Source organism: Anaerolineae bacterium, from assembly GCA_013178165.1.
In the GTDB taxonomy this organism is placed as follows: Bacteria; Chloroflexota; Anaerolineae; order Aggregatilineales; family Ch27; genus Ch27.
The window spans coordinates 292169-305985 of sequence record JABLXG010000004.1 but is presented as its reverse complement, the minus strand read 5'-3'; the positions used below and the strand labels follow the sequence as shown (position 1 = coordinate 305985).

Annotated in this window: 13 protein-coding genes; all 13 read left to right on the top strand. The window is 62.7% G+C overall.

Features of this window, described 5'->3' with window-relative positions; all coding sequences use genetic code 11:
• Nucleotides 1-42: 42 nt before the first annotated feature.
• Nucleotides 43-816: a CoA-transferase subunit beta gene (locus tag HPY64_04390; GenBank protein NPV66367.1), complete on the top strand. Its 774-nt coding sequence runs from the start codon at nucleotides 43-45 to the stop codon at nucleotides 814-816.
• Nucleotides 817-843: 27 nt separating this feature from the next.
• Nucleotides 844-1641, top strand: coding sequence for an N-acetylmuramoyl-L-alanine amidase (locus HPY64_04385; protein NPV66366.1), 798 nt, complete (start codon nucleotides 844-846; stop codon nucleotides 1639-1641).
• A gap of 111 nt (nucleotides 1642-1752) precedes the next feature.
• Nucleotides 1753-3105 (top strand): aminotransferase class III-fold pyridoxal phosphate-dependent enzyme, encoded by a 1353-nt coding sequence (locus tag HPY64_04380; GenBank protein NPV66365.1) that lies wholly within the window; start codon nucleotides 1753-1755, stop codon nucleotides 3103-3105.
• Nucleotides 3106-3160: 55 nt separating this feature from the next.
• A complete protein-coding gene (locus tag HPY64_04375) occupies nucleotides 3161-3739 on the top strand; it encodes an LOG family protein (GenBank protein NPV66364.1) in 579 nt (192 codons plus the stop codon).
• Complete coding sequence (locus tag HPY64_04370; protein ID NPV66363.1) at nucleotides 3732-4667, top strand: LLM class F420-dependent oxidoreductase; 936 nt, start codon at nucleotides 3732-3734, stop codon at nucleotides 4665-4667. Before HPY64_04375 ends, HPY64_04370 begins: the two co-directional genes overlap by 8 nt.
• A gap of 124 nt (nucleotides 4668-4791) precedes the next feature.
• A complete protein-coding gene (locus tag HPY64_04365) occupies nucleotides 4792-5202 on the top strand; it encodes a hypothetical protein (GenBank protein NPV66362.1) in 411 nt (136 codons plus the stop codon).
• A gap of 56 nt (nucleotides 5203-5258) precedes the next feature.
• Nucleotides 5259-6713, top strand: a complete 1455-nt coding sequence (locus HPY64_04360; protein ID NPV66361.1) for a proline--tRNA ligase — start codon at nucleotides 5259-5261, stop codon at nucleotides 6711-6713.
• A gap of 502 nt (nucleotides 6714-7215) precedes the next feature.
• Nucleotides 7216-9333, top strand: a complete 2118-nt coding sequence (locus HPY64_04355) for an NYN domain-containing protein (protein NPV66360.1) — start codon at nucleotides 7216-7218, stop codon at nucleotides 9331-9333.
• 107 nt (nucleotides 9334-9440) lie between these two features.
• Complete coding sequence (locus tag HPY64_04350; protein ID NPV66359.1) at nucleotides 9441-9956, top strand: phosphoribosyltransferase; 516 nt, start codon at nucleotides 9441-9443, stop codon at nucleotides 9954-9956.
• Between the two features lie 411 nt (nucleotides 9957-10367).
• Nucleotides 10368-11609: a 30S ribosomal protein S1 gene (locus HPY64_04345; protein NPV66358.1), complete on the top strand. Its 1242-nt coding sequence runs from the start codon at nucleotides 10368-10370 to the stop codon at nucleotides 11607-11609.
• Between the two features lie 338 nt (nucleotides 11610-11947).
• A complete protein-coding gene (locus tag HPY64_04340; GenBank protein NPV66357.1) occupies nucleotides 11948-13171 on the top strand; it encodes a S1 RNA-binding domain-containing protein in 1224 nt (407 codons plus the stop codon).
• Nucleotides 13172-13276: 105 nt separating this feature from the next.
• Nucleotides 13277-13489 (top strand): 30S ribosomal protein S21, encoded by a 213-nt coding sequence (locus tag HPY64_04335; protein ID NPV66356.1) that lies wholly within the window; start codon nucleotides 13277-13279, stop codon nucleotides 13487-13489.
• Between the two features lie 20 nt (nucleotides 13490-13509).
• A complete protein-coding gene (gene infA / locus HPY64_04330; GenBank protein ID NPV66355.1) occupies nucleotides 13510-13770 on the top strand; it encodes a translation initiation factor IF-1 in 261 nt (86 codons plus the stop codon).
• The last annotated feature ends 47 nt before the right edge of the window (nucleotides 13771-13817 follow it).

Genomic DNA, 13817 nt, shown 5'->3' with positions numbered 1-13817 from the left:
CCCCCTTTCGGGCGGGCCAGTCCTGGCTGAGGATCGTGACCAATGACTGACCAAGCCTATACCGCTTCCGAGATGATGATCGCCGTCGCTGCCCGGCACCTGGCCGGCGCACAGACGGCTTTTGTCGGGGTTGGCATCCCCAACATCGCCTGCAACCTGGCCATCCGCACCACCAACCCCGGCCTGGCCCTGATCTACGAATCGGGCGTCTACGGTGCACAACCGGCCCGCCTGCCGCTTTCCATTGGCGATCCCACGCTGGTCAGCGGCGCGGCGGCGGTGATGCCCATGGCCGACCTGTTCATGTACTACCTGCAGGGAGGCCTGGTCGACGTGGCCATGCTCGGCGCGGCCCAGATCGACCGCTTTGGCAACCTGAACAGCACCATCGTCGGCACGGACTACGCCCATCCCAAAGTGCGTCTGCCCGGCAGCGGCGGCGCCTGTGAGATCGCCATCAACGCCCGCCGTATCCTGAATATCACCCGCCTGAGCAAACGCACGTTTGTGGAGAAGGTGGACTTCCTGACCAGCCCTGGCTTCCTGAGCGGGCGCGCTGAGCGGGTGGCGCTGGGCATGCCCGGCGACGGCCCGCAGGCAGTGATTACTGACAAAGCCGTGCTCGACTTTGATCCGGAGAGCGGGGAGATGCGCCTGGCCGGGTTATACCCCGGCGTGACGATCGATGATGTCCGCGCTGGAGTGGGCTGGGACCTGCGCGTCGCTCCGGAACTGGCCACGGTGGAGCCGCCTACGCTGGAAGAATTGCGCATCATGCGCGAAGAGCTGGACCCGACCGGCCTCTACCGCGCCTAGGCGCAGCCCCCCTGCAACGGGAAAACCATGCCGCGGCAACAAACGGGACTTTCACGGCGGGCGATGCTGGCTCTGCTGGGCCTCGGCGGGCTGACAGTCGCCGGAGGCGCTGGCGGGGCCTTGCTGTTGCTTTTGCTACGCGCTGCGCGCCAGCTGGTGGCGCTGCCCACCTCCCCAACCCCGCCGCCCGCGGCCCTGATCCCGCCGCCGATCGTCCCACGCGCCCAATGGGGCGCGCTGCCGCCGGATCACAACGCCCCCAATGAGCCAGGGTTCTACAGCCTGGACAATCCAGAGGGCTGGCGCGTCTATGAGGGCGATTTACGCGCGGTATACCGGACTGTGGTCATCCATCACTCAGCCAACTATGGCCGTGACGACATTGACACGCTGCTGTACATCCAGCGCCGTCACCGCGAGGAACGCGGCTGGGCCGATGTCGCCTATCACTTCTTCGTCGGTCGGGAAGGAATGATCTACGCCGGGCGTCCGCTGGATGTGCGCGGCACACATGTGGCAGGGTATAACACGGGCAGCGTCGGCGTGTGCCTGCTGGGCAACTTTGAAGAGACCGAACCGACCGTGTCGCAACTGGCCAACACACTGCTGCTGGTGCAGTGGCTGGCAGCGATACTCGGCCTGACTCATCTGGCCGGGCACAGCGAATTCAACCCGGAGACCGAATGCCCCGGTGACCACCTGATTCCGTACCTGGACGTGCTCGCCGCCGGGTCGGGCCTGGCGCGCGGCACGGGCGGCTACGTACCCTCAGAGGAGCAGCTCCTGCTGACCCTCCCCGCTGCGAGCGCCGGTCAGAGTCCATGATTCCGGGCCGCTGCAGGAATCACCGGCCAGACCTCTGCAACAGGTGTATGCTGTAATACCAGGAAAGGAGTACGGCGTCCCTTCTCTGTGTCGCAGGACGCGGAACCACCCATGAGTCCACAACACCCTGACGGCCATGTCCTTTACCGCCGCATGTGGCACACCTATCCGACTGTCGTGCACGGCGAAGGCATCACCCTGATCGATGACGCTGGCCGCCGCTATCTTGATGCCGCTGGTGGGGCCATCGTGGTCAATACCGGGCACGGCGTGCAGGCCATCGCCCGCGCCATCGCCGAACAGGCAGCACAGATTGCCTACGTGCACGCGGAGAAATTCACCACCCCCGTGCTGGAGGAATACGCTGCCGCACTGGCTGAAGTCATCCCTCTGCCCGGTGTGCGCTTCTTCCCGCTGACCACCGGCAGCGAAGCCAACGAGGGCGCGATCAAGCTGGCCCGCCAGCTCCAGCTCATCCGTGGCCACCCGGATCGCTATCTCATTATCGGCCGCTGGCGCTCCTATCACGGCACCACGCTGGGCACGCTGGCGGTCGGCGGGCGGCTGGCCGCGCGGGAACGCTTCCGCCCCATGATGCCGGACATGCCGCATATTGAGCCGCCGACCTGCTACCGCTGCCCGCTGGGCAAGACTTACCCCACCTGTGGCATCGCCTGCGCCGACCTGCTGGAAGCCACCATCGTAGAACACGGGCCGGAGCGAGTCGCCGCCTTCATTGCCGAGCCGGTCTCCGGCGCGGCGCTCGGCGCTACCGTCCCGCCACCGGAATACTGGCCGCACATCCGCGAGATTTGCGACCGCTACGGCATCCTGCTCATCGCTGACGAAGTGATGTGCGGGTTCGGGCGGACGGGTCGCTGGTGTGCTTTTGAGCACTTCAACTTCACCCCGGACATCCTGACGATGGGCAAGGGGCTGGCAGGCGGGGTCTTCCCCCTGTCGGTGCTGGCCGTCAGCGGCGCGCTGGTTGAGGAACTGGTCGCCGCCCGGCAGGACATCGCCCATGCCGGCACGTTCTCCCACCACCCGGTCGGCGCCGCCGCCGGTCTGGCCACCCTGCGCTACCTGCAGGAGCACGATCTGGTTGCTGCCGCAGCGCGCAAGGGTGTCATCCTCGGCGAGATGCTGCATGAGGCGCTGGACCATCTGCCCGGAGTCGGCGACGTACGCGGCCTGGGCCTGATGTGGGGCGTCGAATTCGTAGCGGACAAAGCCACACACGCGCCTTTCCCGTCCAGACTGGGCGTTGCCGGGCGTGTCTTCGATGCCGCCCGCGAACTGGGACTGATGCTCTACCCGGCCCAGGGCGCTGTTGACGGCGCCAGCGGCGACTGTGTCATGATCGGCCCGCCAGCCATCATCACTGAAGCGGAAATGCAGCAGGTCGTCGCTCTGCTGGCGCAGGCTATCCGCGCCGCTGTGCCGACACAAACAGGCCGCTGACCCGCCAGGCAAACGTGATCCGCGCTACCATCCTACAGGAAGGACAGACAGCAGTATGAGGCAGGCAGGTATCGTCAGCGTACTGGGGGGATCGGCGCCCGCACCCGGCTCCCCGGCCTACCAGGAAGCGTACACCCTCGGGCGATTGCTGGCGGAAGCCGGTTACACCGTCGCCAGCGGCGGCTATAGTGGCACGATGGAAGCCGTTAGCCGCGGCGCGGCAGAAGCCGGCGGGCATGTCATTGGCGTGACCACCGATCGGCTCAACCGCTGGGAAGCACGTACCATCCACCCCAACCCCTGGGTCCGCGAGGAGATCCGCTTCCCTACTTTGCGCGAGCGATTGATCCACCTGATCACCTTCAGCGACGCGCTGATCGCCCTGCGCGGCGGGATCGGCACCCTGAGCGAGGTATCGCTGGCCTGGAGCCTGATGCAGGTCGGCGAGATTGCTGTCCGCCCGCTGATCCTGGTCGGGGAAAGCTGGGGAGCATTGCTGCGTCAGTTCTACGGGAACGGCGAATATATCCGCGACAAGGACATGCGCCTCTGGCAATGCGTGGACGGGCCAGCAGCAGCCGTTGCCGTCCTGAATGGCCACACGGAGGCAGACAAGGAGCAAGACCATGCTTGAACTGGCGATCATGATTGAGGGGCAGGACGGCCTGAACTGGCCACGCTGGAAGCATCTAGCCCGCGCTGTTGAAGATCTGGGTTTTGTCGGGCTGTACCGTTCCGACCACTTCACCAACGCCAACCCACCAGAGAAGGACTCGCTGGAACTATGGGTCTCGCTGACCTGGCTGGCCAGCCACACCAGCCGGATCGAATTCGGCCCGCTGGTTTCGCCGGTCTCCTTCCGCAATCCGGTCTTCACCGCCCGGATCGCCGCGCAGGTGGATGATCTGAGCGGTGGACGGCTCACCCTGGGTGTCGGCGCGGGCTGGCAAGAGCGCGAGCACACCATGTTTGGCTATGACCTGCTTGACGTGGAGGCGCGCTTTGCCCGCTTTGAGGAAGCCCTGCAGGTGATCAACGGCCTGCTGCGCAGCAAAGAACGGGTGACCTTTTCCGGGGCTTACTACCGCCTGCAGGAGGCAATCCTGTTGCCGCGCCCGGCGCGGCCCGGCGGCCCGCCGATCCTGATCGGCGGCAACGGCCCGCAGCGAACACTACCCCTGGTCGCCCGCTATGCGGACGAATGGAACGGCGTCTACCTCCCCGCCGGGCGCTTTGCCGAACTCAATGCCCGGCTGGACGAACTGCTCCAGACTGTCGGTCGTGCGCCGAATGAGGTGCGCCGTTCGCTGATGACAAACATCCAGTTTGGCCGGCATGAGGCCGAGCTTCACGCCCTGCCTGCACTCCAGAATCGCGACATCGACGATCTCATCGCGCGCGGGATCATCGTGGGCACGCCGGGCGCGGTTGTTGAGCAGCTTGGCCGCCTGGCAGAGGCGGGCGTCCAGCGCGTGATGCTCCAGTGGCTCGACCAGGACGACATCGACCGGCTGGAGGCGTTTGCTGCCACGGTCCTGCCCCAGGTTCAGGGACAGCGCTAAGGCAGGTCAGGCTGGCGCGCGGGCGGCCCGCGGTGAAATATGGCACAATAAAGACGGCGGAAGGCACGCCAGCGTGCGGCCCCGCCCCGTGACAGTATCGCCGTGGATGGGCAGGCAACAGCCAATGAGCGCCTACACCAAAGCAGCAAGCTTCATCCTGGATACGCTCTGGCAGGACGATGGCTTCCGCGAGCATTTTCACCGCCTGGGGGTCAGCCTGGCCGATCTCGGCCATCTCATCGACTCTGTCTTCGTGCCGACTTATCTGTGGTTCAAGCGCTCGCTTGATCCTGCCGACCTGGCCCGGCTCCAGAAGAGCGTGGTCGTGCCCCTGATCATCCCCCTGCTGCGCCAGCCATCCTTCCGTGAAATGTGGGAGCAATGGGACCAGGCCACGCAACTGGCTTTTGTCCGGGAACAGACCGAGCTGCCACTGGCGAAATTGCTGATCCAGGTTTACCATCAGCAACTTGACGCGGCCTTCCGGCAAGCCTACGCCCGCTATTCGGCCCAGGCCGCCGGGCGGCGCGAATAAGGGGCTGCCTGTCGCCATCCTGCCCATCACCGTACATCAAAGGAGTTTCCGTCTTTATGGCATCCGAGAAAGGCGTTACCCCCCGCAGCGAGGATTACAGCCGCTGGTACACCGATGTGGTGCAAATGGCCCGCCTGGCTGATTACGCCCCGGTGCGGGGTTGCATGATCATCCTGCCTTACGGCTATGAACTCTGGGAGGCCGTCCGCAGCGGGCTGGATCGCCGCTTCAAGGAAACCGGCCATCAGAACGCTTACTTCCCCCTGTTCATCCCGGAAAGCTTCCTGAAGAAAGAAGCCGAACACGTGGAAGGCTTTTCGCCGGAGCTGGCCGTAGTCACCATCGGTGGCGGCAAGGAGCTGGAGGAACCGCTGATTGTGCGCCCGACCTCGGAGACGATCATCGGCTGGGCCTATGCCAAATGGATCCAGTCCTACCGCGACCTGCCTGTGCTGATCAATCAGTGGGCCAATGTCGTCCGCTGGGAGATGCGCACGCGGCTCTTCCTGCGCACAATGGAGTTTCTGTGGCAGGAAGGCCATACCGCCCATGCTACCTATGAGGAAGCGGAAGAGGAAACCCTGCGCATCCTCGATCTCTATGCCGATTTCGCTGTCAACGACGCCGCTATCCCGGTCATCAAGGGCCGCAAGAGCAACCAGGAGAAATTCGCCGGCGCCCTGCACAGCTACGCCATTGAAGCAATGATGGGCGATAAACGCGCCCTGCAGGCCGGCACCAGCCATAACCTGGGCCAGAACTTCGCTAAAGCCTTCAATATCCAGTATCTGGATGTCAATAACGAATTGCAGTATTGCTGGACAACCAGCTGGGGCGTCAGCACGCGCATGATCGGCGCAATCGTCATGGTCCATGGCGACGACAAGGGCCTGCGGCTGCCACCGCGCATGGCCCCTATCCAGGTCGTGATCGTGCCGATCTACCGCCAGGAAGCTGAGATTGCCCCGGTGATGGAGACCGTCTGGCGACTCAAAGCCGACCTCAAGGATGCGGGCATCCGTGTCCATGTGGACGACCGCGACGACCAGACCCCTGGCTTCAAATTCAACGACTGGGAGATGCGCGGCGTCCCCGTCCGGCTGGAAGTTGGCCCCCGTGACGTGCAACAGCAAACCGTCGCCCTGGCCCGGCGCGATGTGCCCGGCAAAGCGGGCAAGCAGTTTGTCCCACAGGCTGGACTGGTGGAAAGTGTCCGGGCGCTGCTGGAAGATATCCAGGCTAACATGCTCCGCCAGGCGACCGAGTTCCGCGACTCCAACCTGTTCGAGGTTGCGGGGGATTACGGGCGTTTCGGCGAGATCGTGGAAAGCGGCGGCTGGGCGCTCACCTGGTTCTGCGGCGACAGGGCTTGCGAGGAAAAGATCAAAGAAGATCATCAACTTGTCTCGCGCTGCTTCCCGCTGGATCAGCCCCACCCCGGCGAGCACGGCCCCTGCATCATCTGCGGCCAGCAGGCCACGGCTATGGCCTACTTTGCCCGCGCTTATTAGCTCACAGAGCGCCCGGCTGGTCACACTGCTGCCGGGCGCTCTTCTCGATGTTGCCCCTTGCCGGGTTGCTGGCTTCCCTCCTCCTCATCTGCTCCGGCGTCTCAGCGGTTCATCCTCCCCGGAGGTACGGAGATGGGCGCCTGCAGGCGTGTCACCGCGCCAAACCTCAGCCTTGCTGTAGGGCAGCGGATTTGTTAGAATCATTTTAAGTGGGTTTGAGTGACAAAGAGACTTTAGGTGACCTGCTGACTGGAGTGGCCTGACGAGGCGACCTTTTGCGTCCTTCGTTCAGGGGTGACGGTGACGACCGGCACCGTCGCCACAATGAGAGTGGCTCTGGTCGAACTGCCTGACCCGGCGTCCTCACACTGGGTTGATCTGCGTCGGTTGAAAGCGCGGCAGTGGCAGTATCGACTATATCTCCCTGCGCCCGGAACTGGAGTCCCTATTCACACCCCACTCATTCTGTGCGGGGTTTATTTTTCGAATAACAGGTTGTGGCATGGGTTCCTACTTATTTGTTGATGTTGATACGCTCCTCACACGATTGCGCCAGCGCGGGCCGGCAGTTGACCTGTATGAGCTGGGTGTGACGCTACGCAATGGTGCGGCCCTGGCCGCGGGGCTGGCCAGCGTCAACGAACTGACCGCTGTCGCCATCGCCGACTGGGAACTGCAGGATGGCGTTCACACCGGTGCGGTTAGCCCGCGGCAGGCCTTTCGAGCCTCCGGCTACCAGCTTGCCACCCTCACCAGCCGAGCCAACCTGAATACCCTGTTGCTGGAGACGTACCTGCGTCAAGACCCGGCCATCAATGAGCTGATCATCGTCACCCACGATCCGGCGGTGATTGACCTGCTCGATGCGCTGCAACTCACCCCCGGCGCACGCATCCGGCTGTGGGGGGACCTGGGCGCGCTCAGAACCGACAAGCCCAATGTGATTGTCCAGCCGCTGGAAACGATCCTCGGCGTATCTGGCACGCAGGTGGCGCTGTACATCGACTTCGAAAATATTGCCATCAGCCTGGATAAACAGGGGCTGACGGTCAACCTGGAACACCTGATCTCGCGCTTTGTCAGCCAGGCGCGCGCCCACGGCCAGGTAGTCAAGATGGCCGCCTATGCCCCCTGGGGCCAGCGCGGTAGCCTGCCGCCGCTGGTCGACAACCTGGGGCGGGAGATCACCGACGAAGCACCCAGCCGTCTGGCCATGAGTAACATCGATCCAGTCTTTAACCTGCCCGGCAAGAACAGCGCCGATATGCGCATCGCCCGCGATTTGCTGGGCGACTTGATGCACCCGGAAAGCCCAGATGTGTTTATCCTGGCCAGTGGCGATCGCGACTTCAACGAGATCATCAACACCCTGCGCGCCCACAATAAGCAGGTGATCGTGTGGGGGGTGCGCGGCAGCATCAGCCGCCAGGTGGAAAGCAACCCCGGCGTGCTCGTGGAGTACATCGAAGACTTCACCCAGATGCAACCGCATGAGGCGCTGGGCCGCCTGTATGGCGCTACTGGCCCCGGCCCGCAGGAATTCGCCGCCACAGCGGTCGAGGTGCGCCCATCGCAGTGGGTCAGCATCATCCTGCAGTATGACAACATGGAGGGCCACGAATACGCTGTCCATCGCCAGGATCTGGTTGCCCAGCTGGTCAACGTGAATGCGGTGGTCAACGAGAGCCGGGCGGAAAACCTGATCACTCAGGCGATGGCGATGGGCCTGTTGCGTGCCCGCGCGGAAGACCCCGACTTCCTGCAACTGAATCACACCCACCCACTGGTGGAACAGACGCGGCTGGTCCGTGACCGGATCGTCGCCCGTGTGGCAAATACGCTGGATGTGCGCGGCTGGGAGTACGTCAATTACGGCTTCCTGCTCAAGGGCATCGCCATGGACCGCGAACTGGACCGCCCTGGCCTCAACCTCAACGACCAGTGGCGCTCCGAATGGGTGGATTGCCTGGTGCGGGAAGGCATCCTGCACCGCGAACTGGTCCCTCACCGCCATAACCCGGACGATCTCGTGCCGGTGATCAAGCTCTCCGAGGCCACCCTGCGCCGCCTGGAGCATGTCGATTCCACCACAGAAGAGCACAGCTTTCTCTTCAGCAAGGTGGATGAGACGCAGTTGCAGGCGATGATCAAGCGGATTGTGGTCAGCGTGGAGCAGTTCACCAGCTTCCGCGGCTTTCTCTGGTGCCCGCTGGGCAGCCTGCATCGCCGTCTGCGCATCCACGACCCCGGCACGGTCTTTCAGCAGGCCATCGAGCGCCTGCTGGAACAGGACGCTGTGCGCGTCCAGGAATACGAGAACCCGCAGAGCGAGTTCCGCACCAAGGGCATCTCGCTGGTGGAATCGTCGCCGCTGGTGGCGGAAATCCTGGCGGAGCGCGATCGGTTCGTCCGGGCGCTGCTGGCCCTTTATGACCGCCATGAGGCGATCTCAGAAGTAACCGTCCGGACAGAAACCGGTCTGCCCTATGACCAGCTGCAGCTCTGGCTATCGATTATGCAGGATGAAAACGTGCTGAATGAGGTACCGGGACGGGTGGGCCAGTACAGCCTGTTTCGCACCCACCACACGGTCACCTCGGTGGCCAATATGAGGACATAGCCGGGCGGCAAGCGTTCTGCTGCCTGCTTCGTGTTGATCCGCTGCGATGGTGGAGCCAGTTGGACTGGCGCAGGTCGCAAACAGTGACGGCAAGGACACAGGAACGTATGACCTCGACAGGACCTGTACGCCATGAAGTATTGACCTGGGCAGACGTGGACAAACTGGTCGATGTCCTTGTGCCGCAGATTCAAAGCGTCGCTCACTTTGACGCAATGATCATGGTTACCCGGGGCGGGATCATCCCCGGCGGCCTGCTGGCCGAAGCACTGGACATCCGCGACGTACTGACAGCCGCTGTGTACTTCCCGGAAGAGACCGATTCCACCAAGCTGCTGGCGCTCCCCAAGTTCCTGCAGTTCCCCAGCGACGTACTGCTGGCTGACCGGCGCGTCCTCATCGTGGATGATGTCTGGGGCAGCGGGCGTACCAGCACCGCTGTGCGGGGCCGTGTGGAAGCCGCCGGCGGCGAGGCGGCAACCTGTGTCTTTCATTTCAACCCCTACCGGTCGCTCTTTACACGGGTTGAGCCGGATTTCTACGGCGCGGTCACCGACGCCTTCATCGTTTACCCCTGGGAAATGGCGCGGGGGTTGCACAACATCGAACTGGGAGGGCGTTAGGACCGTCTGTGCGGGTGTTTGCCGGTGTGGCAGGCAGACATAACGCCTCCAGCGAGCAGGAAGCGCTGCCAATTTTGTAATCATCTATCTTGCTTATTACACCGCGCCGGGATATACTACAGGTGGCAGGAGCTACCACAAAGGCCGGTGTAAGCTTGCGTCGCCATTCTATATTAAGCCTGTTAGTCCAAATGCCCGTGAGAGGCTACCAGAACGAGGAATACTGACGGCACAGGCAGGCGTCGCCGCTGGCTCCAGCGCCGCCCGTCTGTCAGCGACACAGCAAGCATGGGAGTGTGGTGGTGAATACTGGCAGGGCCGCCTCCTGGCTCAGATGGAAACGGCTCATTAGGCCAGGTGGGTTATTCTGGGCGTCTCCACTCTACGTCAAAGGCAGGTTAAATCGTTCGTATGGATAATAAAAAGGCTCATGTAGACCCGAATTCGTCGGAAAGCGATTTTGAAAAGTTACTGGAATCCTCGCCCGATTTCGCGCCGCTAGAACGCGGGCAGATCCGGGTTGGCACCATCCAGCAAATCCGTAACAACGAGATCATTGTCGATCTGGGCGTCAAGCAGGACGGCCTTGTGCCGGCCCAGGACCTTGAGCGCCTGGAGCCTGAACTCCGCGCTGAATTGCGTGTCGGCCAGGAAGTCCCGGTCTACATCATGAATCCCGACGCCGATGGCAATGTCATCGTCTCCATCAACATGGGCCTGCAGAAGCATGACTGGGATGAGGCGCAGGCGCTGCTGGAATCGCAGGAAGTGGTCGATGTTACCGTCTCCGGCCATAACCGCGGCGGTGTACTGGTGCGCTGGCACCGGCTGGAGGGGTTTATCCCCACCTCCCACATGGTGTCCGTCAGTCCCGGCCTGTCCGGCAACGACCGGCGCGAGACGCTCCAGGACCTGATCGGCAAGACCCTGCACGTCAAAGTAATCGAAGTGGAGCCGAACCGCCGCCGCCTGATCTTCTCGGAGCGTGAAGCGCAGAAGGAATGGCGTCTGCAGCAGAAGGCCCGCCTGCTCTCCGAACTGACCGAGGGCCAGATCGTCCGTGGCACAGTCACCGGGCTGCGGGACTTCGGCGCGTTTGTGAACCTGGGCGGGGCCGATGGGCTAATCCACGTCAGCGAGCTGGCCTGGCACCGCGTTGACCATCCTCGCGATGTCCTGCGCATTGGCGAGGAAATCGACGTCTACATCCTCAGCCTGGATCGCAGCAACAATCGCATCGCCCTCAGCCGCAAACGCCTGCTGCCGGATCCCTGGGTCTCCGTCATGGAAACCTACCATGAAGGCCAGCAGGTGGAAGGCACGGTCACCAATGTGGTGGACTTCGGGGCGTTCATCGCCCTGGATGATGGCCTAGAAGGGCTGCTGCACCTTTCCGAGATGGGCGATGGCACGCTCAAGGAACCGTACTCCTACGTCAAAAAGGGCGACCGCCTGACCCTGTGCATCAGCCATCTGGAGCCAGAACGCCGTCGGGTGGGTTTCACCCAGCGCTGGGGCGTGGGTGCGGATGAGGCGGAAGCCCCCCTCCCCGCCGCCGAGTCCCCAGCGCCGCAGGACGAGCCAGAAAAGCCAGCTATCCTGCCAGAGAATGAGGAAGACGAGCCAGACCTTTCTGAATTTGACGCTGCCTGATCCCAACAGGCTATTCCCTCGCGACAGGCGCCCCGGCCCACAGGTCGGGGCGTTTGCCTGCCTGGCAGGCTCCCCGGCTGGACTCCTTGTTGAAAATACCTTATTCAAGGTTGACAAACTGAAATCCAAACGGTTATACTCTGGACGATCTGAGCGCGGGACGGAACGCAATCCAGATGCAGTTTGGCCTGGCCGGACATCCTACCTGGTTTTCCAGCCCTGCATAACCGACTGGCGCGCTGCCTCTCCGCACTCGGCGTTCGCTTCAACGCCGGGTATTTGTTTTGTCTCGCCTGAAGATCAACAAAAATCTACCCTCGGGGGAATAACAAACAGCTATGAATGATGTAACAACCTGGGACGCTCAGGACAGCGTCGACTTCGCTACACTGCTGGAAGCTTCGTTCGACCTCGAACAGCCGGAACGGGGAGACATCCTGACCGGCACCGTCCTGGCCATGGACAACCAGGGCCTGATTGTCGATGTCGGGCTAAAGCGCGACGCCGTCGTGCCCCGCAGCGATCTGGAGCGGCTGGGCGACGACTTCCATTGCGCTGTGGGCGACGAAATCCCGGTCATGGTCGTTCGCCCGGAGGACGGCGAAGGTAACCTGGTGGTTTCCGTCGCACAGGCCCGCCAGATCGAAGACTGGACCAAGGCAGAAGAAGCCCTGGCCAATGAGACGATCTTCGAAGGTATTATCACTGAAGCCAACCGCGGTGGTCTGATCGTGCCATTCGGCAATCTACGCGGTTTCGTGCCCGCCAGCCATGTCATGGACCTGCCGCGTGGCCTGGACGAAAACGAGCGCAAGAATCACATGGCCGACCTGATCGGCCGCAAGATTTCCGTCAAGGTGATTGAGGTCAACCGCAAGCGCCGCCGCCTGGTCTTGAGCCAGCGTGAAGCGCAGAGTGGCCGCCGTGCCCAGCGCAAGGAAGCCCTCCTGGAAGAACTCAAGGAAGGCGAAGTGCGTAAGGGTATCGTCAGCGGCCTGCGCGACTTCGGCGCATTCGTCGATCTTGGCGGGGCTGACGGTCTGATCCACATCTCCGAACTGGCCTGGCACCGCGTGCGCCATCCGCGAGAACTGCTGAACGTCGGCGACGAGGTCGAGGTATATGTGCTCCGCCTGGACGCCGAAGGCAAGCGGATTGGCCTGAGCCTCAAGCGCCTGCAGCCCAACCCCTGGGCGCTGGTTGACGAGATGTACCATGTCGGTCAGCTGGTCGAAGGCGAGGTCTCCCGTGTTACCCAGTTCGGTGCGTTTGTTAGCCTGGAACCGGGTATTGAGGCGCTGCTGCACACCAGCCAGATGGCCGATCCCGCCCCGGCGGATCCGACTGAGCTGGTGCGGGAAGGCGACAAGCTGCTCATGCGCGTCATCAGCATTGAAAGCCATCGCCAGCGCCTGGGCCTGAGCCTCAAGGAAGTCACCGAGGAAGAAAAGGCCGAATGGCGCGCCCAGCGCGAAGCCCAGGGTGGCAACGGCGAAATTGCTGAAAGCGCCGCCAACGAGACAACTGAAGCGGTTGAAGAAGCTGAAACCGCCGAGGCTTAAAGCGGTCTGTAAACTGACTCTGGCATGGTAATTACCTGTACGGTATAATCCATGCTAACACATCACAGGTTACGTCAGATCGAAGACTAAGGGAGGTTGGTTGGTTTGCCTTCAGTAACGCTGCGCCCTAACGAATCACAGGAACAACTGCTGAAGCGATTCCGCAAGAGCGTCGCCAAGAGCGGTGTGTTGAGCACCGTCCGCCGCAAGCGGTGGCACGTCTCCAAGAGTGAACTGCGCCGTATCCAGAAGAAAAAGGCGATCCGCCGCTCGCGCCGCCGTCAACGGAAGGCCCTGGGCAAAGTGGGCCATGGGTAGACTGGCGTCCATAGTGACCTATGCCTAAGAGCGAAGAGAAGATCGAGGTCGAGGGCCGCGTGGTTGAAGCCCTGCCCAATACCCAGTTCACCGTCGAGCTGGACAACGGGCACCAGGTGCTGGCCTATCTTTCCGGCAAGATGCGCAAGTACTATATCCGCATCTTGCTCGGCGACCGGGTGCGCCTGGAACTCAGTCCCTACGACCCCACGCGTGGACGGATCGTCTACCGCTACAAGAAACAGCGTCCTGGCTCCCGGTCGGACGAAGAAGAAGATTAAGCCGGTCGGGCATCGTTCACTGCTGTCCACAGGCCCGCATAACATCA